Source organism: Micromonospora sp. NPDC005161 (assembly GCF_053599855.1).
The window spans coordinates 58,845-83,416 of record NZ_JBSFYQ010000017.1 but is presented as its reverse complement, the minus strand read 5'-3'; the positions used below and the strand labels follow the sequence as shown (position 1 = coordinate 83,416).

General features: G+C 73.0%; 23 protein-coding genes and 1 riboswitch. Of the genes, 11 read left to right on the top strand and 12 right to left on the bottom strand.

The genetic code is table 11. The annotated features are described in order from the left end of the window. Positions 1-53: 53 nt before the first annotated feature. A complete protein-coding gene (locus ACWD5O_RS18360) occupies positions 54-2,297 on the top strand; it encodes a HelD family protein (RefSeq protein WP_450086000.1) in 2,244 nt (747 codons plus the stop codon). Here the strand turns inward: ACWD5O_RS18360 and ACWD5O_RS18355 are convergent. Genes ACWD5O_RS18355 through ACWD5O_RS18340 form a run of 4 tightly spaced genes read right to left on the bottom strand, consistent with a single transcriptional unit; the run spans position 2,277 to position 4,555 of the window. Then, a complete protein-coding gene (locus ACWD5O_RS18355) occupies positions 2,277-2,882 on the bottom strand; it encodes a hypothetical protein (RefSeq protein WP_450085999.1) in 606 nt (201 codons plus the stop codon). The genes ACWD5O_RS18360 and ACWD5O_RS18355 overlap by 21 nt on opposite strands. Before the next feature lie 4 nt (positions 2,883-2,886). Continuing rightward, positions 2,887-3,234, bottom strand: a complete 348-nt coding sequence (locus tag ACWD5O_RS18350; RefSeq protein WP_354967302.1) for a YbaB/EbfC family nucleoid-associated protein — start codon at positions 3,232-3,234, stop codon at positions 2,887-2,889. Between the two features lie 11 nt (positions 3,235-3,245). Further along, a complete protein-coding gene (locus ACWD5O_RS18345) occupies positions 3,246-4,172 on the bottom strand; it encodes a WXG100 family type VII secretion target (RefSeq protein ID WP_354967301.1) in 927 nt (308 codons plus the stop codon). Next, positions 4,169-4,555 (bottom strand): type VII secretion target, encoded by a 387-nt coding sequence (locus tag ACWD5O_RS18340; protein ID WP_450085998.1) that lies wholly within the window; start codon positions 4,553-4,555, stop codon positions 4,169-4,171. The genes ACWD5O_RS18345 and ACWD5O_RS18340 overlap by 4 nt, the downstream gene beginning before the upstream one ends. A 133-nt stretch (positions 4,556-4,688) precedes the next feature. Here ACWD5O_RS18340 and ACWD5O_RS18335 point away from each other — a divergent pair, with 133 nt between their 5' ends. From ACWD5O_RS18335 to ACWD5O_RS18315, 5 genes are all read left to right on the top strand, one after another. Continuing rightward, on the top strand, positions 4,689-5,327 hold the full coding sequence (locus tag ACWD5O_RS18335) for a transporter (RefSeq protein ID WP_354967299.1): 639 nt from the start codon (positions 4,689-4,691) through the stop codon (positions 5,325-5,327). Continuing rightward, positions 5,324-5,635, top strand: coding sequence for a transcriptional regulator (locus ACWD5O_RS18330; protein WP_354967298.1), 312 nt, complete (start codon positions 5,324-5,326; stop codon positions 5,633-5,635). Before ACWD5O_RS18335 ends, ACWD5O_RS18330 begins: the two co-directional genes overlap by 4 nt. Further along, the gene (locus tag ACWD5O_RS18325; RefSeq protein WP_354967297.1) at positions 5,632-6,582 is read left to right on the top strand and encodes an ABC transporter ATP-binding protein; all 951 of its coding nucleotides are present in this window, start codon (positions 5,632-5,634) and stop codon (positions 6,580-6,582) included. The genes ACWD5O_RS18330 and ACWD5O_RS18325 overlap by 4 nt, the downstream gene beginning before the upstream one ends. A gap of 14 nt (positions 6,583-6,596) precedes the next feature. After that, positions 6,597-7,334: an ABC transporter permease gene (locus tag ACWD5O_RS18320; RefSeq protein WP_354967296.1), complete on the top strand. Its 738-nt coding sequence runs from the start codon at positions 6,597-6,599 to the stop codon at positions 7,332-7,334. A 93-nt stretch (positions 7,335-7,427) separates the two neighbouring features. After that, the gene (locus tag ACWD5O_RS18315) at positions 7,428-8,201 is read left to right on the top strand and encodes a VOC family protein (protein ID WP_354967295.1); all 774 of its coding nucleotides are present in this window, start codon (positions 7,428-7,430) and stop codon (positions 8,199-8,201) included. A 10-nt stretch (positions 8,202-8,211) separates the two neighbouring features. Here the strand turns inward: ACWD5O_RS18315 and ACWD5O_RS18310 are convergent, their stop codons facing one another. The 4 genes from ACWD5O_RS18310 to ACWD5O_RS18295 form a co-directional block, all read right to left on the bottom strand. Beyond that, the gene (locus ACWD5O_RS18310) at positions 8,212-9,027 is read right to left on the bottom strand and encodes an ABC transporter ATP-binding protein (RefSeq protein WP_449936080.1); all 816 of its coding nucleotides are present in this window, start codon (positions 9,025-9,027) and stop codon (positions 8,212-8,214) included. After that, positions 9,024-10,121, bottom strand: coding sequence for a FecCD family ABC transporter permease (locus ACWD5O_RS18305; RefSeq protein ID WP_354967366.1), 1,098 nt, complete (start codon positions 10,119-10,121; stop codon positions 9,024-9,026). The genes ACWD5O_RS18310 and ACWD5O_RS18305 overlap by 4 nt, the downstream gene beginning before the upstream one ends. A 91-nt stretch (positions 10,122-10,212) precedes the next feature. Beyond that, complete coding sequence (locus tag ACWD5O_RS18300) at positions 10,213-11,148, bottom strand: ABC transporter substrate-binding protein (protein WP_354967294.1); 936 nt, start codon at positions 11,146-11,148, stop codon at positions 10,213-10,215. Positions 11,149-11,259: 111 nt separating this feature from the next. After that, a riboswitch (cobalamin riboswitch) is annotated at positions 11,260-11,325 on the bottom strand. Between the two features lie 198 nt (positions 11,326-11,523). Then, a complete protein-coding gene (locus tag ACWD5O_RS18295; protein WP_354967293.1) occupies positions 11,524-13,401 on the bottom strand; it encodes a M14 family zinc carboxypeptidase in 1,878 nt (625 codons plus the stop codon). Positions 13,402-13,612: 211 nt separating this feature from the next. Here ACWD5O_RS18295 and ACWD5O_RS18290 point away from each other — a divergent pair, with 211 nt between their 5' ends. Beyond that, positions 13,613-14,968 (top strand): C39 family peptidase, encoded by a 1,356-nt coding sequence (locus ACWD5O_RS18290; RefSeq protein ID WP_354967292.1) that lies wholly within the window; start codon positions 13,613-13,615, stop codon positions 14,966-14,968. A 62-nt stretch (positions 14,969-15,030) separates the two neighbouring features. On the opposite strand, the gene ACWD5O_RS18285 is transcribed toward ACWD5O_RS18290, so the two are convergent. The 3 genes from ACWD5O_RS18285 to mqnE form a co-directional block, all read right to left on the bottom strand. Beyond that, entirely contained in the window at positions 15,031-15,321 is a 291-nt protein-coding gene (locus tag ACWD5O_RS18285) for a DUF4229 domain-containing protein (RefSeq protein WP_354967365.1), read from the bottom strand. 70 nt (positions 15,322-15,391) lie between these two features. Then, entirely contained in the window at positions 15,392-15,829 is a 438-nt protein-coding gene (locus ACWD5O_RS18280) for a hypothetical protein (RefSeq protein ID WP_354967291.1), read from the bottom strand. A gap of 23 nt (positions 15,830-15,852) precedes the next feature. Beyond that, positions 15,853-17,022, bottom strand: coding sequence for an aminofutalosine synthase MqnE (mqnE, locus tag ACWD5O_RS18275; protein WP_354967290.1), 1,170 nt, complete (start codon positions 17,020-17,022; stop codon positions 15,853-15,855). 235 nt (positions 17,023-17,257) lie between these two features. Between mqnE and ACWD5O_RS18270 the strand changes: the two genes are divergently transcribed. From ACWD5O_RS18270 to ACWD5O_RS18255, 4 genes are all read left to right on the top strand, one after another. Next, on the top strand, positions 17,258-18,820 hold the full coding sequence (locus ACWD5O_RS18270; protein ID WP_450085997.1) for an NlpC/P60 family protein: 1,563 nt from the start codon (positions 17,258-17,260) through the stop codon (positions 18,818-18,820). Between the two features lie 114 nt (positions 18,821-18,934). Next, entirely contained in the window at positions 18,935-20,479 is a 1,545-nt protein-coding gene (locus tag ACWD5O_RS18265) for a hypothetical protein (RefSeq protein WP_354967288.1), read from the top strand. A 196-nt stretch (positions 20,480-20,675) separates the two neighbouring features. Beyond that, entirely contained in the window at positions 20,676-22,706 is a 2,031-nt protein-coding gene (locus tag ACWD5O_RS18260; RefSeq protein ID WP_387328483.1) for a DEAD/DEAH box helicase, read from the top strand. A 106-nt stretch (positions 22,707-22,812) separates the two neighbouring features. Next, positions 22,813-23,433, top strand: coding sequence for a putative glycolipid-binding domain-containing protein (locus ACWD5O_RS18255; RefSeq protein WP_354967363.1), 621 nt, complete (start codon positions 22,813-22,815; stop codon positions 23,431-23,433). A gap of 41 nt (positions 23,434-23,474) precedes the next feature. Here ACWD5O_RS18255 and ACWD5O_RS18250 read toward each other — a convergent pair whose 3' ends face one another. Continuing rightward, positions 23,475-24,566 (bottom strand): L-cysteine desulfhydrase Cds1, encoded by a 1,092-nt coding sequence (locus ACWD5O_RS18250; protein WP_354967287.1) that lies wholly within the window; start codon positions 24,564-24,566, stop codon positions 23,475-23,477. Positions 24,567-24,572 lie beyond the last annotated feature (6 nt).

Below are 24,572 nucleotides of genomic sequence, written 5' to 3'. Positions count from 1 at the left end.
ATCCGCCCCCGGACACGCGAGCGCGCAGCAGATGTGAACGATGGGACATCAGCATGCCCGCACTCGACCTCGACACCCACCTCGACACGGATCTCGCCGCCGAGCGCGCGCACCTCGCCACCTCGCGGGAGGCGCTACGGCGGATGCGGGAGCGGGCCGAGGCCCTCTTCGCCACCGGGGACCAGGTGGCCGGCGACGCCTACGCGGCAGAGACGCTCGGCCGCACGTTGTCCCGTCGGGTGGCCGAACTGGCCGACGATCCGACAACGCCGCTCTTCTTCGGCCGCCTCGACTTCTCCGGAACCACGGACAGCGGGACCGGCGACGACGCCTCGGGCACGGGCACCAGCGCCGGGTCGGGCACGACCAGGGCCACCGGCACAACCGGTGCGGACACCACCGGCGCGGCAGGCACGAGCCGCGCGGACACCGCCGGCCGCACAGGCACAACCGGCGCCGACACCACCGCCGGGGAGGCCAGCAGCGGCAGCGGCGATCATGACGGGCGGCGGTACCACGTGGGGCGGCGGCATGTCAGCGACGAGCTGGGCCAGCCGTTGGTGCTGGACTGGCGGGCGCCGGTCTCCCGGTCGTTCTACCGGGCCAGCGCGCGGGATCCGCAGGGGGTGGCGGTCCGGCGCCGGTTCGGGTTCAGCAACGGAGTGCTGACCAGCTTCGAGGACGAGCGACTGGACCGGGGCGAGGAGCTGGGCACGACCAGCCGGATCCTCACCGCCGAGATCGAGCGGCCGCGCGTCGGGCCGATGCGGGACATTGTCGCCACCATCCAGCCGGAGCAGGACGAGCTGGTCCGGGCCGATCTGGCCGACTCGATCTGCGTGCAGGGCGCGCCGGGCACCGGGAAGACGGCGGTTGGCCTGCACCGGGCCGCGTACCTGCTCTACGTGCACCGGGAGCGGTTGCGACGCGCGGGTGTGCTGATCGTCGGACCGAACCGGGCGTTCCTGTCGTACATCGCGGCGGTGCTGCCGGCACTCGGCGAGGTTGAGGTCGAGCAGGCCACCATGGAGGAGTTGATCTCGCGGGTGCCGGTCCGGGCGGTCGAGTCGCCGGCGGTCGCCGCGCTCAAGCACGACGTTCGGATGGCCAGCGTGCTGCATCGCGCGGTGCAGGCACAGATCGGCACGCCGACCGACTCGATCACCGTGTCGGACGGCTCGTTCCGGTGGCGGATCGGGCTGGAGCCGCTGCACCGGATCGTCGAGGAGACCCGCCGGGAGGGGCTGCCGTACGGCACCGGCCGGGAGCGGGTCCGGGCGCGGGTGGTGAGCCTGCTGCAACGGCAGGCCGAGGCGCGGCGGGCGGAGTCGCCCAGCGACGCCTGGCTGCGCCGGATGGGTCGATGCCGACCGGTGACCGATCTCCTGGACGCGGTCTGGCCGGCGCTCACCCCCGAGGGCCTCGTACACGGCCTGCTGGCCGACCCGGCGCGGCTCGCCACCGCGGCGGACGGGCTGCTCAGCGACACCGAGCAGGCGCTGCTGACCTGGGCGAAGCCGGCCCGTACGGCGAAGGCGACCCGCTGGACCGCGGCCGACGCGGTGCTGATCGATGAGGCGACCGGGTTGCTGGAACGGCCCTCCGGGTTCGGGCACGTGGTGGTGGACGAGGCGCAGGACCTCTCGCCGATGCAGTGCCGGGCCATCGCCCGGCGCAGCGAGCACGGCTCGGTCACGCTGCTCGGCGACCTCGCGCAGGGCACCTCGCCGTGGTCGGCGACGAACTGGCGGGAGTCGCTGGCCCACCTGGGCAAGCCGGACGCGGTGGTGGTCCCGCTGACGGTCGGCTTCCGGGTGCCCGCCGCGGTGGTCGCGTTCGCCAACCGGCTGCTGCCGGCGCTCGCGGTGGACGTACCCCCGGCCGAGTCGCTGCGCCGCGACGGCGGCCTGGACGTGCGTACGGTGACCGACCTGACCGCCGCGACGGTGGCCGAGGTGCGCGCGGCGCTCGCGCACGACGGCTCGGTCGGTGTGATCGCCGCGGACGACGCGGTCGACGGGCTGCGCGCGGCGCTGGCCGCCGCCGGCGTCCCGACCGCCACAGCCGACGACGTGGCCGACGCGGAGCGGGTCACCGTGGTGCCCGCGACGCTGGTCAAGGGCCTGGAGTACGACCACGTGGTGGTGGTCGAGCCGGCCGCGATCGTCGCGGCCGAGGCGCGCGGGCTGCACCGGCTGTACGTGGTGCTGACCCGGGCGGTGTCCCGGCTCGCGGTGTTGCACCGCGAGCCGCTGCCCGCGCCGCTGCTGACCTGGTCAGCGACCGGAGAGGGCTGAGGCGATCTCGCGCAGCGGCTTGCCGGGCTCGGCGATCGGCACCGTGAAGGCCAACCACGAGCCGTCGGTGAACTCCACCCGGAGCCGCTTCGGGTTGAGCCGGTGCCAACCCACCCGGGCGTCGACCACCGCGGCCCGGGGCGCCGACCAGACGACCCGGGTGTCGGCCACCGCCTGCTCGTCGTCGGCCCGGCTCGACCAGAGCTTCACCGGCCCGGACGCGCACACGAGCAACCGCCGGTCGGTGACGGCGAGGACCGTGTCGTGGAGCATGACCGCCGGGGGCACCGGTCGCCGCGAGTGTTGCAGCGTCGAGGCGAACGAGCCGGGGACGCCCCGGCCGGCCACCCCGTGGGTGATGCGGTCGACGATCCGGTCCCCCGCCGGGAAGGACACCAGCGGCGAGATCAGGTTGAGCAGCACCGAGGAGACCCCGCCGCCGGCGCGGGAGGGCTCCGGCTGCTCCGTGGTCGGCGGGTCGGCCGGCAGGACACCGTGGGCGACCTCCGTCTTCGCGACGGCGAGCACCTGTTCGCCCGGCTCGACCAGCTGGGTCAGCCGTTCCTGGTAGCTGATGTCCGCCATCGGCTCAGTATCGGTCCGGGCGGTCGCCGGCCGGCCGTCCGGCGCCGGGCGCGTCGCCGATCACCTCGCCCACCAGGTCGCGGACCCGGGCGGCGGCCGCCTGCTGGGCCCGGCTGGCGGCGGCGGTGAACTCCTCGGCGAGGGTGTACGAGTCGAGGCGCATCGCCCGCGCGTCGATCTCCGACGAGACGATCGTGCCGTCCGCGGCGGCGGTGACCCGGACCAGACCGGAGTCGCTCACCCCCTCGGCGTTGCTCTGCTCGATCTCGGTCATCTTGCTGGCCAACTCGCGCTGCCAGCCGTCCAGGTTGCGGGCCAGCGCCTCGATGCGGTCCAAACCGGGAAAGGTCATGTCGGTCCCTCTCAGGTCAGGATGGAGTCGAAGATATTTTGCACGCCCTTGGTGTACGGGCCCAGATCCTCGCGGTACGTGCCGTCCACCAGGTAGTTGCGGTCCTTGGTGCCGTCCGAGATGTCGTGCAGCCCGACTCCGGTGTCCAGCAGGGCGCCGCCGATGCCGGGGATGTTCACCGGGGACGTGTGGTTGATCAGGAACTTGCCCGGGAAGAGCGTCTTGAACTTCTCGATCTGGAACGCCCTGGCCTCGGCCGACCAGCCGGACTTGTTCCACGCCCGGTACGCCTTTTTCGCCTTGCGGATCTCCAGCACCGCCCGGCGGTACTTCATCAGCAGCTCGGCGACCTTCTGCATCTTGGTGGCCAACTTCGTCAGGATCTCGGCGAACCGCGCCACGATCTTGACCATCCGGCCGACGGTGGTGGCGAGCCGGGCCAGCACCCGGACGACCGTCGCCGCGAGCGAGATGCCGGCGCTGAGCGCCGCCGCCACCGCCGCGATGATCACCTCGGTGAGGAACCAGAGCAGGAACTCCAGGATCAGCTCGACCAGCAGGTTGAACGCGTCGACCGCCGCGTTGGCCGCGTCGACCAGCACCTCCTTGGTGCCGTCCAGCCCTTGGGCCAGTTCCTCGATCGCCTCCTCCACCGAGGCCATCGAGGCGTGGAAACTCTCGGCTGCGTCGCCCGTCCAGGCACCGCGGAGCCGGGCCCGGTCCTGGACCTGCTCGCCGGCGATCTCGCGGACCGCCGCACCGGTGGTCAGGCAGAGTTGGGCGGCGTTCATCAGGTCGTCCGGCTCGCCGGCAACGAGTTCGAGGAGTTGCTCGAAGGGCCAGAGCACCGCGTTGGACAGTGGCTTGAACGGGTCGGGGGTGCCCGACACGATCTGCTCGAAGTAGGTCTTGTTGCGCTGCAACGCCTCGGTGCTCACGCGGACACCTGCCCGGTCGGGCCGCCGGCGCCAGCGCCGGGGGACAACGGGCCGGGCGCGATGACGTCGGGAGCGGCCGGCCGGCCGGGCACGAACATGTCGGTGCCGGTGTAGGCGTCGGCGGTGTCGCGGAGACCTTCGGCGATGTCCGCCATCACCTCGGCGCCGTCGGCCAGCCCCTGAAGGCACGCCTCGAACTGCTCGGCGTACGTCGCCGCGAGACCGAACGACGCCGGCATCACCCCGAAGGCGTGCCGCGGGACGTGCCCGTCGCCGAATGAGCGGTGCAGCTCGCGAAAGCGGGCCGCCCGGTCGGTGGAGGACGCGGCGAACGCGGTCAAGGCCTCCGGCTGGACCTCCAGCTCGCTACTCGGGCTCGACACGGACCCTCCCCTGTGTCCTGTGCGACGGGTCAGCCGCACAGTTCTCCACCATAGGCACTCCGCGCGGGCGCCGGTGCCCCGGGCGACAGCAGCGAGAACCGGCCCATTGACTTTGCAGCGTAAAGTACTTTGCGTGGAACCCGACGACGACCTGCCACCCCCCGCCGCCGCGGCGGCGCTCCAACTGATCCGCGAGCAGCGGGGGGCGACCGCACGCCGACTCGAACCGGACGCCCGGCTCCTCTACTGGCCGTGGGGCGTCGCCTGGCTGGTCGGCTTCGGGCTGCTCTTCCTGCGCTTCTCCCCCGACGGTCGGATGCTGGTCCGGATGCCCGACTGGCTGCCCGTGACCGTGCTCTTCCTCCTGTTGGTGGTCGCCGCGCTGATCCAGGCGGTGGTTGGCGCACGGGCGTACGGGCAGGTGACCGGGGACTCGTCCCGGCGCGGGCTCTGGTACGGCTGCTCCTGGGCCCTGGGTTCGTTGAGCGTGTACGCGGCGGTCGGCCGGGTCGTCGACCACCTGCCGCACGACCTGGGGGCCCTGCTCTGGTCGGCGACCGCCGTCGCGCTGACCGGTGCGCTGCACATGGCCGGCGGGGCCATCTGGCTGGACCGGAACCTGTTCCGGCTGGGTGTCTGGATCAGCCTGATCAACGTCATCGGCACGTTCGCGGGCCCGGGCTGGCACGCGCTGGTGATCGCGGTGGCCGGCGGTGGCGGAATCCTGGTCGCCGGGACGGTCGGGCGGCTGCGACAGCGGCACCGCCAGTGACCGAGCTGGATCCGGTGATCCACGCGCAGGCCCGGCTGCGTGTGGTCGCGAGCCTCTCCGCACTCGGTGACGGCGACCGGATCGCCTTCCCCCGGTTGCAGGAGCTGCTCGCGATGACCGCCGGCAACCTCTCCGTGCACCTGCGCAAGCTCGAGGACGCCGGCTACGTCGAGATCAGCAAGACCCATCGCGGACGCACCCCGGCCACCCTGATCCGGCTCAGCCGGCGGGGCCGGCTGGCGTTCGAGGAGTACACCGAGACCATCCGCACCCTGCTCGACCCCACCTTGTCGAAGGAGCAGTCATGATCCTCGCCCGCGCCGACCAGGCCAGCCGCCGGTACGGCGACGTCCTCGCCCTCGACCGCGTCGACCTCGACGTCCGGGCCGGTGAGCTGGTCGGCCTGCTCGGCCCGAACGGCGCCGGCAAGAGCACCCTGATGAACCTGCTGGTCGGTCTGCGCCGACCCAGCTCCGGGCGGGTCGAGCTGTTCGGCGGCGACCCCCGCGACCCGGCGTCCCGGCGACAGATCGGGGTCACCCCGCAGGAGACCGGCCTACCCGGGACGCTGCGCGTCGGTGAGGTCGTCGACTTCGTCTCCGCGCACTACCCGGACCCGGTGCCCCGGGGAGAACTGCTCGACCGCTTCGGCCTGGGTGACCTCGCCCGACGACAGACCGGTGGCCTCTCCGGTGGGCAGCGCCGCCGGCTCGCGGTGGCGCTGGCGTTCGTCGGCCGGCCCCGACTGGTGCTGCTCGACGAGCCGACCACCGGCCTGGACGTGGCCGCCCGGCACACCCTGTGGGACGCGATCCGGGCGTTCCACACCGACGGCGGGACCGTCCTGTTGAGCAGCCACTACCTGGAGGAGGTGGAGGCGCTGGCCCGCCGGGTCGTGGTGATCGGGCAGGGCCGGGTGCTCGCCGACGACACCGTGGACGCGGTGCGCGGCATCGTCGGCGTACGCCGGGTCAGCCTGGTCGCCGACGACCTGCCCGAGCTGCCCGGCGTGGTCCGCACCGAACGGATCGACGGCCGGCTGCACCTGCTCACCACCGACGCCGACCAGTTGGTCCGGGCGCTGGTCACCGCTGGGACCGCCTTCGCCGACCTGGAGGTCCGGCCCACCTCGCTGGAGGAGGCGTTCCTGGCCATCACCAACGGGAGCGAGCCCGCCACCGGGACAGAGCCCACCGGCGGCAAGCCCGCGCAGCCCGCCACCGCCGCCGCCGGCAGCCGACCGACCACCGCCTGAGGAGGCGAATCACCGTGCAGCTCGCCCTGGTTCACGCCCGCTACCAGCTCCTGGAGATCATCCGAATCCCGGTGGCGGTCTTCGGCAGCGCCTTCTTCCCGGCCGCCGCGATGATCTTCTTCGTGGTGCCGTTCGCCGGCGACGACCCGGTCGGTGCCACCTTCGCCACCGCGTCGATGGTCACCTTCTCGGTGATGAGCGCCAACATCTTCCAGTACGGCGTCGGTGTCGCCGAGGACCGCGACCAGCCGTGGAATCCGTACACCCGGACCCTGCCGGCCGGGCCGGCACCCCGGTTCGCCGGCCGGGTGCTGGCCGGCCTGGCGCTGACGTACCTCTCGCTGATCCCGGTCGCGGTGATCGGCGCGACGCTAACCGCGGCCCAGATCACCCCGGCGGCGTTCCTGCTGGCCGTCGTCACCGTGGCCGTCATCTCGGTCCCGTTCACGCTGATGGGGCTCGCCATCGGCTACTCGCTGCCGAGCAAGGCGGCGATCGTGGTGGCGCAGGTCGTCTTCCTGCCGCTCGCGTTCGGCGGCGGACTGCTCTCCGCACCGGGGGAAGCACCCGGGTTCATCGAGACGATCGCGCCGTTCCTGCCCACCCGGGGGGCCGCCGAGCTGATGTGGGCCGCGGTGGGCGACTACCAGATCGAGCCGCTGTCAGTGATCATGCTCGGCGTCTGGGTGGTGCTGCTCGCCACGCTCGCGGGCTGGGCGTACCGGCGGGACGAGGGTCGCCGGTTCAGCTGACGATTCGTCCGTTTCCGCCCCGGGCCGCGGCCGGACGGTGCCAGGATTCCGGCAGGGGGCCGTCGTGGCCGCCGGGCCGAGAGGGGTCTTGACGTGAGCACCGTCCCGCCGGGTACGCCCTGCTGGGCCGACCTGGCCACCCCGGACCTGACCGACGCGCGGCGCTTCTATCCCGAGCTGTTCGGGTGGACCGGCCGGGTGACACCGGAGCCGGAGGCGGGCGGGTACACCATCTTCCAGCTCGACGGGCGGTCGGTGGCCGGAGCCGGGCCGCCGGCGATCCCGGACCAGGTGCCGATCTGGTCGACGTACCTCGCCACGGACGACGCGGAACTGGTCGCCGGTCGGGTCGAACGCGCGGGTGGACAGGTCGTGGTGCCGCCGTTCGAGGTCTTCGACCGGGGCCGGATGGCGGTCTTCGCCGACCCGGCGGGCGCCACGTTCAGCGTCTGGCAACCGCTGGCGATGCCCGGCGCCGAGGTGTTCAACGTGCCGGGCGCGATGAGCTGGACGGAGCTGGTCACCCCGGACCCGGAGGGCGCGAAGGTCTTCTACGAGCTGGTGTTCGGCTGGCAGCCGGACGACCAACCCGTCGGCGGGATGACGTACACCGGGTGGCGGCTCGGTACGCAGATCGTCGCCGGGATGATGCCGCCGTTCGCCGACGACTTCCCGGCCGACCTGCCGGCGTACTGGACGGTGTACTTCGCGGTGGCCGACGCGGACGCCGCCGCGGCCCGCGCCGCCGAGCTCGGTGGGACCATCCTGGTGCCGCCCCGGGACAACCCGGCGGGCCGGTTCGCCGCCCTGCGCGACCCCCAGGGGGCCCTCTTCTCCGTCATCGACCTCGGCCCGGACGGGGACTGACCGTCCGGGCTCAGCGGGGGCGGACGGGGACGACGAGCGGCCCGTGCGCGCCGGGCACGACCCGGACGCTGGCCCGGTAGTGGGTGGCGAGCAGGTGTTCGGTCAGCACCTCGTGCGGGCTCCCGACGGCCACCACCCGCCCGTCGGCGATCAGCACCATCCGGTCGGCGTACTCGCCGGCCAGGGAGAGGTCGTGCATGGTGGCGAGCACGGTCAGGCCGTGCTCGCGGCGCAACTGGTCGACCAGCTCCAGCACCTCCTGCTGGTGGCCGATGTCCAGCGCGCTGGTCGGCTCGTCGAGCAGCAGCAGCGTCGCGCCCTGGGCCAGCGCCCGGGCGAGGAAGACCCGCTGCCGTTCACCACCGGAGAGGGTGGCCAGCTCCCGGCGTTGGAAGCCGGTGAGGTCCAACCGGTCGAGCACGTCGTGCACGGCGGCCACGTCCGCGGCGGACTCCCGGCCCAGTGGCGGGATGTAGGGGGTACGCCCGAGCAGCACGTAGTCCAGCACCGACATCCCGGGCGGCACCACCGGGGACTGGGCCACCGTGGCCACCACCCGGGCCCGGTCGCGGCGGCGCAGCGCGGCGCTCGGCGTACCGAACAGGGAGATCGCCCCCGGCGCGGGCAGCAACCCGCCGACGGCGCGCAGCAAGGTCGACTTGCCGGCGCCGTTCGGGCCGATCACGGTGACCCACTCGCCGGCGGCGACGGTGAGGTCGACGCCGGTGAGGATCGGTGTGCCGCCCAGGCTGACGTGCAGCCCCCGCACCTCGACCGCCGGCGCGCGGGCCGCGTCGTCCGGGCCGGCGGCGGGTTCGGGGATCACGTGAGCACCCGGCGGGCGGTACGCAGCACGAGCACGAAGAACGGGCCGCCGAGCAGGGCGGTGACCACCCCGATCGGAATCTCGGCCGGAGCGGCGGCGGTGCGGGCCACCACGTCCGTCAGCGCCAGGAACGCGGCGCCGAACAGCAACGACAGCGGCAGGATCACGCGGTAGCTCGCCCCGGCGAGCAACCGGACGGTGTGCGGCACGATGATGCCGACGAAGCCGATCAGGCCGGTCGCGGAGACCGCCGCGGCGGTGCCCAGCGAGGCGGCCGCGATCAGCAGGTAGCGGGAACGCTGCGGGTGCAGACCGAGGCTCCTCGCCTCGTCGTCGCCGACCGCGAGGACGTCCAGCTCGCGGCGGTGCAGCAGCACCACCACGGTGGTCAGCACGGCGTACGGCAACACCAGCAGCACATCGTGCCAGCCGGCGGTGGCCAGCCGGCCGAGCAGCCAGGAGTAGACCGGCTGGATGCTGTCGGAGTGCCGTTGCAGCAGGTACGTCTGCCCGGCGGAGAGGAACGCGGAGACCGCCACCCCGGCCAGGATCAGCATCGCCGGTGACCGGCTCCGCCCACCGGCGCCGCCGAGAAGGTAGGTCATCGTCACGGCGAGCAGCGAGCCGGCGAACGCGGCCAGCGGGATGGTCAGCGGCAGGCCGGTGATCGCGCCCTGCCGGCCGACGCCGCCGAGGGCGATCACCGCGGTGACCGCGAGCCCCGAGCCGGCTGCCACGCCGAGCAGGTACGGGTCGGCCAGCGGGTTGCGGAACACCCCCTGGTAGCAGCCGCCGGCCAGGGCGAGCAGGCCGCCGACGAGCAGGCCCAGCACCACCCGGGGAAGCCGCAGCTCGGTGACGATGGCGATCTCCCGCTCGGTCAGCCCGCTCTCCAGGTGCACCCCGGGTATCAGGTTGAGCAGCTCGGCGGCGACGCTGCCCGGCGGCAGGCTGATCGGGCCGAGCGACACCCCGGCGACCAGCGCGAGGAGCACCGCGACCACGCCGGCGGCCAGCCAGCGCTTGCGCAGCCCGGCGGGCCGCGACGCGGGTGGCGTCGCGGCCGGCCGGGTGGGTGGCGCCGGGGTGGCCACCAGCGGCTCCCCGGTCACCGAGCCTTCTTCCGTTCGTGACCGCGAGGCTCGCAACCCCGGTTCACTCCTCGCGCTCACCGACGGACGACGGTCACGCGGGCACCTTGGCGACCGCGTCGATGATGACCCGGAGCAGGTCCACGACCCGCGGGCCCCAGCGCGAGGCGATGTCGTCATCCAGCGCGACCACCTGGTTGTTCTTCACCGCGCTCAGCCCGGCCCAGCCGCTGCGCGCCCGGACCGAGTCGGCGTTCTGCTGGCAGCACTTGGAGTCGGCCAGGAAGACGAAGTCCGGGTTGGCCTTGACGATGAACTCCTGGGACAGCTGCGGGTAACCGCCGCTCTTGCCGTCCGCGTCGGCCGGATCCGCGATGTTGGCCAGACCGACCTGGCTGTAGAGCGAGCCCATGAAGGTCTTGCTGGTCACGCTGTACAGCTCCGGGCCCAGCTCGTGGTAGTAGGTGAGCTTCTCGGCGCGCTGCGGCAGGTCCTTGACCAGCTTGGCGATGTCGTCCTTCATCCGGCCGGCGACGTCGGTCGCCTGGTCGGCGTGGCCGGTCAGCGTGCCCAGCTCGGCGATCTGCCGGTACGAGTCGTCCAGGGTGACCGCCGCGGGGGTGAGGTAGACCGGGATCTTCAGCTTGCCGAGCTGGTCGACGATCTTGTTGGTGTCGTTCGCGAGCACCACCAGGTCGGGGCCCTTACCGGCGATCGCCTCGGCGTTGGGCTGGAAGCCGGACAGGTCGCTCTTGGGCGCGTCGGCCGGATAGTTGGACTGGTCGTCGACCGCGCTCACCTGCGGGCCGGCGCCGATGGCGAAGAGCATCTCGGTGGCGGTGGGCGAGAGCGAGAGGATCTTCTCGGGGCGCTTGTCGAGCGTGAGCGAGCCGACCGTCACCGGGTAGCTGGCGGCCGCGGAGCTGCCGCTCGCGGTCGGCTCGTCGGCGGTCTTCTCCGCGCACGCGCCCAGGGCGAGTGCGGCGACCGCGAGGGTCGCGGCGAAGAGCCGGGGGGTACGTCTGAACATGGGACCTCCTGTCGGTCGAGGAGTGTGGTGCTTCGCCGACAGGGACTTTCGTACGCCCGCCCACGAGGCGCCCTTCCTCGAGAGCGCGTGTCGCGACCGATCCGCAGGCGACCTGGCTCGTCCCCGCCGTCAGGACGGGGCATCACAGTTGCGGGACAGCGCCGGTTTCGCACCGGCTTCGCTGCGGAGTGGTCGCTAAGACGGTAGCGCACCGCCTGGACGTGCCGGATCGATCAAGGGCCAATCGCCGCGTGTCGATCACCTTGGCCCCGGGAAGGTGGGGCGAGATGACCGACCGACGGCGATATGTCGCGCATCGCGGGGGTCAGAAACGGGTGGTGGGGCCCCGCAGGGGCGGAACGGGGCCCCATCCGATCAGGAGGCGCTGATGGTGACGTTGTCCACAGCCGCCTCCACGAGGCTGGCGCCGGAGGCGTCCGCCACCTCGATGAGGATGCGCACCGACTGGCCGGCGTACGGGGTGAGGTTGAGGTTCGCCACCGCCCAGCTGCCGTTGCGGTTGCTCGCCGCGCCGGCCTGGGTGAGCAGCGCCGTGGTGCCACCGTTGTGCACCACGCTCACCCGCAGGTAGTCCGCCGACGAGGCGTTCGAGCCGTGCGCCAGGTACCAGGCCAGCGAGAGGGTCAGCGTGCCGGTCGACGGCAGCGTCACCGCCGGGGACCGGGCGCTGGTCACCCCGCCGTCGACGTCGTGGTCACCCGCCGCCGAACCGGCGAGCCGACCGGTGACCAGGTCGTTGGCGCCGGCGTACGGGGTGAGCTGCTTGGCCCCGGAGGAGGTGGTCGCCTGGGCGGCACCCCGTTCCCAGGCCCCGAGGGTCGCGGTGTCGGTGCCGGACGGGTTGATGGTCCAGCCGGTCGCGGTCTCGAAGGTGTCCGACCAGACCGTGGTGCCGCCACCACCGCCGCAGTACTGCGCCTGCTTGCCGATCGCCCGGTACGGGCAGTCGGCGTACTCGCTGAGCATCAGCACCGCCTCCCGGTTGCGGGAGGTCTGTGCGGGGATCACCTCGTCGGGCGGGTAGAAACCACCGCCGCCGGACGATCCTGGATACATCTCGAAGGTGTACGCCCAGATGCCGTGGGTGGCCCACATCCAGTCGATGCTGTCCCCGTCGGTGATGTAGAGGTCGCTGGACTGCTCCGGGGTGTAGTTGTTGGTGGCCGCCATCTGCTGGCCGATGGTGGCGAAGGTGTTGTACTGGTCGGCGCTCATCCCCGGCCCGGTGTTCGCGGTCGTGTAGCCGTACGGCCAGAGCACCAGCTGCGAGTAGGTGTGGAAGTCGATGTTGGCCTTGATCTGCTGCGTTCCGCCGACGACCCGGCTGTTGACGAAGTTGCGCAGTGCCTGCGTCTCGGGCGCGGAGAACGCCGACGGTCCACGGTAGGTCTCGGACGAGGTGGAGCCGGACGAGCCGCCGCAGCAACCCCAGTTGTAGGACCAGTTGCGGTTCAGGTCGGTGCCGACGTTGGAGGAGCCGCTGTTGGGCTGCCGGTTCTTGCGCCAGGACCGGTACGACCCGGTGGCGATGTCGTACTCGCTACCGTCCGGGTTGACCGTCGGCACGATCCAGATCTCCCGGCCGTTGACGATGTTGGTGATCCGGGAGTCGGAGCCGTAGCTGTCGGTGAAGAGGTTGAGCAGGTAGATCGCCATCTCGACGGTCAGGTGCTCGCGGGCGTGCTGCTGGGCGTTGAAGAGGAGTTCCGGCTCGCTCTCGTCGGTGCCCACGTTGTCGGAGATCTTCACGGCCATCAGGTCGCGGCCCTCGTACGACGAACCAATGCTGATCTTGCGGGCGATCGCCGGATGGTCGGCGACGACCTGGTTCACGACGGCGGTCAGTTCCGCGTAGTCGTGGTAGTTGGAGTCGGCGGGCGGGAAGGCCAGTGTGCCCATCTCTCCGGCGCCGCGCTCGGCGTTCGGCGGCGGGGCGAGCGGTTCGAGTCGGAAGCCGAGCTTGCCGATCTCGGCGGCCTCACCCGCGGTGGCCGAGACGTGCAGCACGCCGTGTTCGGAGTAGTCGATGGCGGCCCCGGTGCGGGCCACCGCATTGCGGTCGGCGACGGTCCGGGGGCCGAGCACCCGGTAGCCGGCGGCGGCCGGCTCGGCGGTCCGGTCCGGCGCCGGCCGCGCGAAGACCGGCCCGGTGGCGACGGTGACGATTCCCAGCCCGGTGACGACGGCGAGCACCAGGACGCGGCGGAGAGGGATGGGCGTGCGGAGGGCCATGGACTACCTCCTCGAAGGGCGGGAGAACCCGCTCGGTGGAGGACACTTCACCACCTGTCACATGGTCATATCAATATCCGTCGCTGCCTCTTGCATCCCAGGCGGATCATCGCGGCGGCAATGATTTTCCATCCGTCGACATCTGGCGAAACTTCCTTCCGGCGGCGACACTGACCAGCAACGATGTCCCTCTCGACACCGCGGAGCCCCCATGGCCAGATCCCGTTTACGCACGGCCGCCCTCGCCGGCGTCACCGCGCTCGCCCTGCTCACCACCGTCGCACCCGCGGCAGCCGCCGCACCACTCACCGGCGGCCGACCGCCCGCAACCGCCCACGACGAGCAGATCACCTTCCAGGACTGGTCCGGGCCCGCCGACTGGCACCGGGGCAGCCGGGCCGGCACCCGCGTGGTGCCCGGCGCCCGATCGGGCGTCACGCTGGCCCGCCCGGCCGGCACCACCGAGTACGCCGACCCGCACACCGGCGTCACCCGCAGCTGGGAGTACGGCACCTGGACCTCCCCGGTGACCCGGGTCGGCTTCGACGCCACCGAGCTGATCGCGTCCTGGAACGCCGAGACCCCCGCCGGCACCTGGATCCAGGTGGAGATGCAGGGCAGCTACACCAGCGGTGACCAGACCCCGTGGTACGTCATGGGCCGCTGGGCGTCCGGCGACAGTGACATCAGGAGGACCAGCGTCAACCGGCAGGGCGACCCCTGGTCGACGATCTGGACCGACACCTTCAGCATCGACGACGCCGCCGTCGGGGTGCTGCTGCGGTCGTACCAGCTGCGACTGACCCTCTACCGGGCGCCCGGGCAGACCGCCGCGCCGGTGGTCCGGATGCTCGGCACGATGAGCTCGACCGTGCCGGACCGCTTCACCGTCACGCCGAGCGCCGGGCACATCGCCTGGGGCCGCGAGCTGCCGGTGCCGCGCTACTCGCAGAACGTGCACTCCGGGCACTACCCCGAGTACGACGGCGGTGGTGAGGCGTGGTGCTCCCCCACCTCGACCGAGATGGTGGTCGAGTACTGGGGACGCCGGCCGTCCGCGGCCGACACCTCCTGGGTGGACCCGACCTACCCCGACCCGACGGTCAACCACGCCGCCCGGATGACCTACGACTACACGTACGACGGCGCGGGCAACTGGCCGTTCAACACCGCGTACGCGGCCAGCTTCCCCGGCCTGGAGGGGCGGGTGACCCGACTGCACTCACTGGACGAGCTGGAGCGTTTCATCGCCGCAGGCATTCCGGTGGTGACCAGTCAGTCCTTCCTCGCCAGCGAGCTGGACGGGGCGAACTACGGCACCTCCGGGCACCTGTTCGTGGTGGTCGGCTTCACCGCCGACGGCGACGTGATCGTCAACGACCCGGCCTCGTCCAGCAACGACGTGGTGCGCAACGTCTACAAGCGTGCCCAGTTCGAGCAGATCTGGCTGCGGACCAAGCGGGTCAACGCCACCGGCGGCGTCTCCGGCGGCTCGGGCGGCGTCGCATACCTCATCAAGCCGACGAGCAAGCCCTGGCCGAAGGTCTCGGGCTCCACCAACTGGTAGAGCGTGGTTGATCATGAAGTTATTGCCCGGCCGATCGGCGTGTCGGAGCAATAACTTCATGATCAACGCGGGGGCTGGTCGGTGGGGGGTTGGTCGGTGGAGGGGGGCTGGTCGTCGCCGGCCAGGGCGGAGCGGAGGCGTTCCTTCTCCGCTCGGCGGCGCTCGGTCGCGCCGGCCATCTCCTCGGCCATCTCCTCCCGCCAGCCGCGCAGCAGGAAGAAGGAGAGCGCGGCCGAGAAGGCCAGCGCCAGGATCAGCTTCAGGAACACGCTCATGTCGATCAGCCAGAGGCCCGCCAGCACGGCGACGAACAGCCCGATCCGACCCAGCGTGTACTTGACCGCCGCGCTCACCCGCACCACTCCGTTCTCCGTCACCCGCCGGTGCCGGCGGAAGGTCGATCCGCCCGGCGGGCGGTCGGGGTCAGCCGGTCCGGCGGGCCAGCCAGCGGACGCCCGGGAACCAGACCGCCGCGTACGCCACGGTGAACGCCGCCGCCGCCAACGTTCCGGACAGCAGCGGCGGCAACCCGGCGCCCAGACCGGCGATCAGCAGCCCCGCGAACACCCCGACGGCGGCGGCGACCAGTGCCGCCACCACCCGGGCCGCGCCGAACTCCCAGGCCCGGAAATCGTCCCAGAACAGCCACGCCGGCAGGATCACCGCCAGCCAACCGTTGGTGTGCCCGAAGTCGCCGGCGCCCATCGAGGCGAACGCCCAGTCGAACAGCACGAGCGCCAGCGCACCGATGACCAGGCCGGCCAGGCACACCCCGAGCAGATCGCCGAGGGTACGGACGCGTCCCTCGGCGTCCCGTCGGGGGAAGCCGCCCTGCCGCTCCGGTCCTCGTTGCTCAGTCATCGACTGCGAGGGTACGTGGCGGTTCAGGCCCACACCTGCTGCGGCTCGGCGCGCCGCTCGGCCAGCGACGGGGCCTTGTCGTACTCCCGGACCACGTTGTAGCGGGTGTCCCGCTCGACCGGCTGGAAGCCGGCGTCCCAGATCAGGTGCAGCAGGTCGTCGCGGTGCATGGTGTTCGGGGTGCCGTACGAGTCGGCGTCGTGGGTGATCTTGTATTCGACCACCGAGCCGTCCAGGTCGTCCACGCCGAAGTTCAGCGAGAGCTGGGCCACCGAGAGCCCGTGCATCACCCAGAAGTTCTTCACGTGCGGCACGTTGTCGAAGAGCAGCCGGGAGACGGCGAACGTCTTCAACGACTCGGCCGGCGAGGCCATCGTGGTGCGCGCCTGGATCTTGTTACGGATCTTGCCGTCCGCCGAGTCCACGAAGTCGTGCTGGTATCGCAGCGGGATGAAGACCGCGAAGCCGTTGGTCTCGTCCTGCAGCTCGCGCAGCCGCAGCACGTGGTCGACCCGGTGCCGGGGCTCCTCGATGTGGCCGTACAACATGGTCGCCGGGGTCTTCATGCCCTTGCTGTGCGCCAGGGCGTGGATGCGCGACCAGTCCTCCCAGTGGCAGGCGTGGTCGACGATGTGCTGGCGGACCTCCCAGTCGAAGATCTCCGCGCCACCACCGGTCAGCGACTCCAGGCCGGCGTCCATCAGCTCGTCGAGGATCTCGTCGGCGCTCAGGCCGCTGATCTTCTCGAACCACTGCACCTCGGTCGCCGTGAAGCACTTGAGCTTGACGTTGGGCAGCGCCGCCTTCAGCTCACGCAGCACCTTCGGGTAGTAACGCCAGGGCAGCGTCGGGTGCAGGCCGTTGACGATGTGCAGCTCGGTGAGCTGCTCGTCCTCCATCTCCTTGGCCTTGCGGACCGCCTCGTCGATGCGCATCGTGTACGCGTCCTTCTCGCCCGGCTTGCGCTGGAACGAGCAGTACGCACAGGACGCCGAACAGACGTTGGTCAGGTTGAGGTGCCGGTTGACGTTGAACATCACCCGGTCGCCGTTGAGCTCGGTGCGCTTGTGGTGCGCCAGCCGCCCCAGCCAGGCCAGGTCGTCGCTGTCGTAGAGGGCGACCCCGTCCTCACGGGTCAGCCGCTCACCGGCGTACACCTTCGCTTCGAGCTCACGCTTGAGTCCGGCGTCCATGGCACGTCCCTTCCACCTGCGGTCCCGGTCGAGCGTACGTCGGGACGCCGACCGGCCCGGCGGCACGGTCGGCGACAGCGACCGACTTCACCAGACTCTCAGCCTCCCGTAACCCGGCGATGCATCGACATCACTGCCCGCGTGCGGTAAGACAGGGTGGGGCGGAACACACACTGGTACCGTCCCGACGGCCGCGCCACCGAGCGCGGCGACGGGCAGCGGGACGGGGAGCGGAATGGTCGACAGCGGGCGCGGGCGACGGCAGCGACGACGGAGCCCGGTGATCTCGCCGGTGCTGCGTCCGAAGCTCTGGGCCGCCCTGCTCGGCGCGATCGCCGCCGCCGTGCTCGCCACCCCCGCGTACGCCGAGCCCGGGGTGCCCACCACGGTGCCGGACACCGGCTCGCGCCCGGCGGTGGTCGGCGCGCTCCAACTGCCCGGTGGCGCACCCGTCGCCGGTGTCCCGGTCCCGCCGGTGATGAACGTCGGCAACGGCCCGCTGGCCGCCCAGATCGCCGCCGGCGAGACCCAGGTCGGCGCCCTCGGCGAGGCACTGCTGCTGAGCCAGCAGAAACGCGCGGACGCGCAGGCCCAGCTCGAGGCGGCCGGCAAGGCGCTGGCGACCGCGCAGGACGATCTCCTCCGGGCGCAGCAGGCGGCCGACGTCGCCGCCTCGGACGCGTTCAAGGCGGCCGCCGCGCTACCGCCCGGCGACCTGGCCGACGACATCCAGGGGTTGAGCCGGCTCCAGCGGATCGCCCGTGGCGAGAAGGTCGAGCGCGGCACCACCGGGGTGGCCGGGGAGCTTTCCCGGGCCCGCAGCGGCGAGCAGTCCGCCTACCAGGCGCACACCACGGCCAAGACCCAGCTCGACGCCGCCGAGGCGGAGTTCGCCGTCGGGGAGAAGGCGCTGCGCGCGGCCGAGGCCAGCCTCCTCAAGCTGCGCCGCGACAACGCCGCGCAGCTCATCGAGATCGAGCGCCAGCAGGAGGCCGCCGAGCAGCAGCTCGGTGCCGGCTACCTCGTCGGCCAGAACGTCAGCGGGATGGCGGCGCACCCGCGGGCGCTGGCCGCGGTCCGGTACGCCCTCGCCCAGCTCGGCGACCCGTACGAGTGGTCGGAGGAGGGGCCCGACACGTTCGACTGCTCCGGTCTGATGTGGGCGGCGTACCGGTCGCCCGGCGCCGACTACTTCCAGCTGCCCCGGGTCTCCCGGGACCAGTACGCCGCCACCCGCTCGCGGACGGTGCCGCAGACCGCGCTGCTCCCCGGCGACCTGCTCTTCTTCGCCTCCGGCAGCAGCTGGACCACGATCCACCACGTCGCCATGTACATCGGCAACGGCAAGATGGTGCAGGCGCCCACCACCGGCGACGTCGTCAAGGTCTCGGTCGTCCGCTGGTCCCGGCTGTACGCCGCCACCCGGGTGATCGGCGCGGTGCCGGCCCCGACCGTGCCGGTCCCGACGCCCAGCGCGCCGACCAGCCCGACGCCGACGCCCACCACGAAGCCGACACCCACCACCAAGCCCACGCCGACCACCAAGCCCACGCCGACCACCAAGCCGACGCCGACCGGATCGGCCACCCCGACGCCCACCGGCACCCCGACCCCGACCCCGACCGGCAGCACCTCGCCGAGCACCTCGCCGAGCGAGACGCCGACGACGCCGCCACCGCCACCGACCAGTGCGCCGGCCACCTCGACCCCGGCCGGCTCGCCGTCGGCGAGCCGGAGCGGGGTGTCCAGCGACAGCCCGACCCCGAGCACGACGGGCAGCCCGAGCACCGGAAGCTGAGGCGCCACAATCGGCTCCGGCTGTCCGCTCGGGGCGATCTGTGGCACCGTGACATCCAGGCACATCCGGCCCGGTGTCACGGGTCCGGGTGCGAGCGTGGCACGGAGGGCGGAGATGGCCGAGCAGAGTGATCCGGCGGAGAAGGCCGCCCCCGTCGCGGTCGACCAGCCGGGACCGGGAACAACTGACCCGGCACCCAGCGCCGACACCGTCAGTGCCGCCGTCGAGACCCCCGCCGACGGTGACGTCGGTGCCGCCGACGATTCCGCCGGCACCGACGCTCCCGCCAGCTCCGCCGACGCGGACGGGGGGCAGCCGGCGCCCGATGAGGCTGACCCGGCCGCCGCTCCGGTACGCGCCCGCGCCAGTGTCGTCACCGCCGCCGCGGCGCCGGATGACCTCCCGGCCAGCGCGCCGGTGAGCGCGACCACCTACCGGGCGACCGGATCGGCCAACCCGACCGGCGGGTCTCTGCCCGGGCAGCGGGACGGCTCGAGCGCCCCGGCCCGGGCCAGCGCCACGGTGTCCGCCAACAGCCGCGTCACGGCCGGCGCGGTGGGCACCCCGGATTCCCGGCCAAGCGCTCCCGCCGTCTACCGCTCCGCTCCGGTGAGCCCCGAGCCGCCCCAACCGGCGCAGCCTCCGGAGCCCGTCCAGCCGCCCACGCCTCCGACCCCGGAGCCGACCCCCGCACCACCGGGCCCGACCCCGCCGCCCGAGCCCGAGCCAGCGCCGAGCCCTGGGCCGTACCCGCCCGGTCCGGTGCCGACCCCGCCACCGGGGCCCCGGCCCACGCCGCCACTGCCGCCCATCCCGGGCCCACCCACACCGCCGCCGGCTCCGGTGCCGCCGGTTCCGGGCCCACCCGCACCACCCGTTCCGGGCCCACCGGCACCGCCACCCGGCCCGCCGGTGCCCGGGCCACCCCCGCAGCCCGGCCCGATGCCGGCACCGCCCTTCCCGCCGCCGCCCGCGACGCCCGGCGGGCCGCCGGCCGTGCGAGCCACCGCGTCGGTCTCCGCGCCGCCGGCCAGCCCCACCGGGTGGGCCACCGCGTCGCCCGCCGATCCCGCCGGGCGCGGCTCCACGGCGGTCTACGGCTCGTCGTCCGGCCCGGGCGTGCGGGCCTCCGCGTCGCCGGCCGGTTGGTCGGCCTCAGCGGTTGCCGCGCAGCCCACCCAGGGCGGCGGTGGATGGACCGGGGCGCCGGTCTCGGCCCCGCCGGTGGTGCCCGCGCCGGCGCTGCCCAGTTGGCCGCCGTCCACCGCGGGCGGTGTCCCGTCGGGCGGAAACGACACCGGCGGCTCCCGGGGGTCCAACCCGGCGGGCGTGCCGGCTGGGCGGGGCGCGGCGGCCGCTCGCAGCGGGCGGTACGACGGCGGCTCCGATCTGGCCGGCACCGTCTACGGCGGCGGGGAGCAGCCCGGCTACACCACGATCGCGCTGCCGGCCAGCGCCGTGGAGAATTCCGGCTCCCTGACCGGGCACATCCTGGCTCAGGGCTGGGCCGACACCCCGGCCGAACGGTCTTCCAGCACCGCCCGGGTGGTGATCGTCCTGGCCGCCGCACTGGGGCTGCTGGTGGCGATCAGCGTGCTGGTGGTCCTGCTCGCCAACGACGCCCTGGACGGCCTGGTGGGCAACGTGCTCAACGGCTGAGCCGACGATCGGGTCGATGGTGAGTCCGCCCACTACGGTCGGGCAACCGGCTGGCGGCTCCGCCGGACCGCCGTACACTGGTCGAGATCACTGACCCGGCGCGCGTGATGCGCGCCCATGGGCGATCTTGCGGGCGATCCGGCGGCACAGCCGCGGCAGGCCATCGCGAAGATGCGCCCCGCTCGAAAGGCATTTGTTGACCACCTCTGCTGACCCCAGCATCGTTCCGTCCGTTTTCGATTCCGCCCCGGCGGCGGTCGACGCCGCCCTGGAGACGCCCGACGCCGCCCCGACGGAGGTCGCCGAGCCCGTCGACTTCGCCGCGCTCGGCCTGCCCGAGCCGCTGGTCCGCGCACTGGCGCGGCAGGGCATCACCACCCCGTTCGAGATCCAGCGGGCCACCGTTCCGGACGCGCTCGCCGGCCGGGACGTGCTCGGCCGCGGGCAGACCGGGTCGGGCAAGACGCTCGCGTTCGGCCTGCCCCTGCTGGCCCGGGTCGCCGCCGGCCAGCCGGCCCGGCCGATGCGGCCGCGCGCCCTGGTCCTGGTCCCGACCCGGGAGTTGGCCATGCAGGTCAACGACGCCCTGCTGCCGCTGGGCAAGGCGATCAACGTGTTCCTGAAGACCGCCGTCGGCGGAGTGCCGTACGACCGTCAGATCGACGCGCTGCGGCGCGGCGTGGAGATCATCGTGGCGACCCCGGGCCGGCTCGGCGACCTGATCGAGCGGGGCATCTGCCAGCTCGACGACGTCGAGGTGACGGTGCTCGACGAGGCCGACCAGATGGCCGACATGGGCTTCCTGCCCGAGGTGACCGAACTGCTGGCGAAGACGCCCGCGAACGGTCAGCGGCTGCTCTTCTCGGCCACCCTGGACGGCGACGTCGACGCGCTGGTCAAGCGGTTCATGACCGATCCGGTGACGCATTCCACCGCGCCGTCCACCGCCTCGGTGTCCACCATGGACCACCACATGCTGCTGATCCCGCCGCACGAGAAGTTCCCGGTGACGGCCTCGATCGCCGCCCGGGACGGCCGGACCATGGTCTTCGCCCGGACCCAGCTCGGCGTCGACCGACTGGTCGAGCAGCTCGCCGCTGTCGGCGTACGGGCCGGTGGCCTGCACGGCGGCAAGACCCAGCGGATGCGCACCAAGACGCTGGCCGAGTTCCGCGAGGGCCGGATGAACGTGCTGGTCGCCACCGACGTGGCGGCTCGGGGCATCCACGTCGACGGGGTCACCCTGGTGCTGCACGTCGACCCGCCGAAGGACCCCAAGGACTACCTGCACCGCGCCGGGCGCACCGCCCGTGCCGGCGAGTCGGGCGCGGTCGCCACGCTGGTGCTGCCCAAGCAGCGCCGTACCACCCTGGCGATGCTCGAGAAGGCTGGCGTCGCGCCGGCCGAGAGCCGGGTCCGCCTCGGGGACCCGGCGCTTGCCGAGCTGATCGGCGCCCGTGAGCCCAGCGGCGTCCCGGTCCGCGTGGAGGCGGAGCCCCGGGGCTACGGTGACCGCTCCGGCGGCCCCCGCCGGTTCGGTGACCGGCCGGGCGGCGACCGCCGCTACGGCGACCGTCCCCAGGGTGAGCGCCGCTACGGCGACCGCCCGACCGGCGAGCGCCGCTTCGGCGACCGCCCGCAGGGTGAGCGGCGCTACGGCGACCGTCCGCAAGGCGACCGGCAGTACGGCGACCGCCCGACCGGTGAGCGGCGCTACAGCGACCGCCCCCAGGGCGACCGGCAGTACGGCGACCGGCCGACCGGTGAGCGGCGCTTCGGCGACCGCCCCCAGGGCGACCGGCAGTACGGCGACCGCCCGACCGGCGAGCGCCGGTACGCCGATCGGGATGCCCGGGGTTACGGCGACCGGCCGCAGGGTGAGCGCCGTTTCGGCGACCGCCCGCAGTTCGGCGACCGGGACGGCCGGGGCGACCGCCCGACCGGCGAGCGGCGCTACGGCGACCGCCCGCAGGGCGAGCGGCGCTACGGGGACCGGGACGAGCGCGCCTCCGGCGACCGCCGTTTCGGCGACCGGCAGCAGGGCGAGCGGCCCGCCGACGAGCGCCGGTTCGGGGACCGACCGGCCGGGGAGCGGCGCTTCGCGGACCGGGACGCTCGGGGTGGTTTCCGCCCGGAGAGCCGCGGTCAGGGCGACCGGCAGCGCGACGACCGGCAGCGCGATGACCGGCGTGGCTTCGGCGGGCGCCCGCCGGCCCGTACCCACTGATCCACTGATTCACTGAACGCCGCCGCGGAGCCCACGCTCCGCGGCGGCGTTCGCGCATGCCCTGCCGATGTCGGCTCGGTCGCGTAACGTCCGGCTCATGCCGACCATGCCGAAGTCGATCTTCTGGTCCCGGACGGACACCGCCGGCAGTGAGCAGGTCGTGCTCGACGACGGGCACGGGTTGGCGGCCCGGGGCACCCTGCTCGCCGTGGACCCGATCCCCTGGACCGTCCGCTACCAGCTGACCACCGCACCTGACTGGAGCACCAGCCGGGTCGAGGTCGAGGCGGAGGGGTCGGGCTGGCTGCGCAGAGTCACGCTGGAACGGGCCGCGGACCGGTGGCGGGTGACGACCGCCGAGCAGGGCAACCTGGACGCGGCACTCGTCGCGGCCGGTCATCCCCCGGCCGGTCTGCCGGGCACCGACGACCCGGATCGGCTGGCCGACGCGCTCGACGTGGACCTGAGCGGGTCCCCGCTGTTCAACACCCTCCCGGTCCATCGGCTCGGGCTGGCCGCTCAGCCGGCCGACCTGCCGCACCGGATCACCGCGGCGTGGGTGCTGCTGCCCGGTCTGGAGGTGGTGGCGGCCGAGCAGATCTACACCGGGCTCGGGCCGGGCCGGGTGCGGTTCGCCAGCGGCACCTTCACCGCCGACATCGATCTGGACGCCGACGGGTACGTGGTGCGCTACCCCGGGCTCGCCGAACGGATCGACCCGCGCTGAGTGCGCCGGGCTCAGGCGGGCCGGGTTCAGGCGAGCTGGGCTCAGGCGGGCCAGGCGCCACTGGTCAGGAAGCGGTCGATGGTGGCCGCGTGCGGTGCGAGGTCGTGGCCCTTCGCGGCCACCCAGTCGTCGGAGTAGTAGGTGTCGGCGTACCGGTCGCCGGCGTCACAGATCAGGGTGACCACGGAGCCGGTCCGGCCCTCGGCGAGCATCCCGGCGATGAGGCCGAACGCCCCCCACAGGTTGGTGCCGGTGGAGCCACCCACCCGGCGACCGAGCACCGCCGAGCCGGCCCGCATGGCGGCCAGCGACGCCGCGTCCGGCACCTGGACCATCCGGTCCACCACCGCGGGCAGGAAGGACGCCTCCACGGTGGGACGGCCGATCCCCTCGATCCGGGATCCCTTCCCGGTACGCACGGACCAGTCGGCGGCCAGCCAGGCCGGATAGAACGCGGAGTTCTCCGGGTCCACCACGCAGAGCTTGGTGGCCAGCCGGCGGTACCGGACGTACCGGCCGATTGTCGCGCTGGTGCCCCCGGTGCCGGCGCCCACCACGACCCAGGCCGGGATCGGGTGCCGCTCCAGTCTCAGCTGTGCGTAGATCGACTCGGCGATGTTGTTGTTGCCCCGCCAGTCGGTGGCCCGCTCGGCGTAGGTGAACTGGTCCATGAAGTGACCGCCGGAATCCTCGGCCAGCCAGCGGGCCTCGACCACCACGCTCGCCGGGTCGTCCACCAGGTGGCAACGGCCGCCCTGGAACTCGATCTGCGCGATCTTCTCCGGCGAGGTGGAGGCGGGCATCACCGCGATGAACGGCAGCCCGAGCATCCGGGCGAAGTACGCCTCGGAGACCGCCGTGGAGCCGGACGACGCCTCGACGATCGTGGTGCGCGGCCCGATCCAGCCGTTGCAGAGCCCGTAGAGAAAGAGCGAGCGGGCCAGCCGGTGCTTCAGTGAGCCGGTCGGGTGCACCGACTCGTCCTTGAGGTAGAGGTCGATCCCCCACTCCCGCGGCAGCGGGAACGGCAGCAGGTGAGTGTCGGCCGAGCGGTTCGCGTCCGCCTCGACGGCGGCGATCGCCTCGGTCACCCAGGTCCGGCTGGCCTCGTCGCACCGGTCGAGATGAGTCACGTCGGC

Bases quoted from the DNA above. Each gene is read 5' to 3' on its own strand.
- ACWD5O_RS18355 (WP_450085999.1), bottom strand. From the start codon at position 2,882: ATGGCGGACATCAGCTACCAGGAACGGCTGACCCAGCTGGTCGAGCCG.
- ACWD5O_RS18280 (WP_354967291.1), bottom strand. From the start codon at position 15,829: ATGACTGAGCAACGAGGACCGGAGCGGCAGGGCGGCTTCCCCCGACGG.
- ACWD5O_RS18290 (WP_354967292.1), top strand. From the start codon at position 13,613: ATGGCCAGATCCCGTTTACGCACGGCCGCCCTCGCCGGCGTCACCGCG.
- ACWD5O_RS18265 (WP_354967288.1), top strand. From the start codon at position 18,935: ATGGCCGAGCAGAGTGATCCGGCGGAGAAGGCCGCCCCCGTCGCGGTC.
- ACWD5O_RS18295 (WP_354967293.1), bottom strand. From the start codon at position 13,401: ATGGCCCTCCGCACGCCCATCCCTCTCCGCCGCGTCCTGGTGCTCGCC.
- mqnE (WP_354967290.1), bottom strand. From the start codon at position 17,022: ATGGACGCCGGACTCAAGCGTGAGCTCGAAGCGAAGGTGTACGCCGGT.
- ACWD5O_RS18350 (WP_354967302.1), bottom strand. From the start codon at position 3,234: ATGACCTTTCCCGGTTTGGACCGCATCGAGGCGCTGGCCCGCAACCTG.
- ACWD5O_RS18360 (WP_450086000.1), top strand. From the start codon at position 54: ATGCCCGCACTCGACCTCGACACCCACCTCGACACGGATCTCGCCGCC.
- ACWD5O_RS18255 (WP_354967363.1), top strand. From the start codon at position 22,813: ATGCCGAAGTCGATCTTCTGGTCCCGGACGGACACCGCCGGCAGTGAG.
- ACWD5O_RS18300 (WP_354967294.1), bottom strand. From the start codon at position 11,148: ATGTTCAGACGTACCCCCCGGCTCTTCGCCGCGACCCTCGCGGTCGCC.
- ACWD5O_RS18325 (WP_354967297.1), top strand. From the start codon at position 5,632: ATGATCCTCGCCCGCGCCGACCAGGCCAGCCGCCGGTACGGCGACGTC.
- ACWD5O_RS18270 (WP_450085997.1), top strand. From the start codon at position 17,258: ATGGTCGACAGCGGGCGCGGGCGACGGCAGCGACGACGGAGCCCGGTG.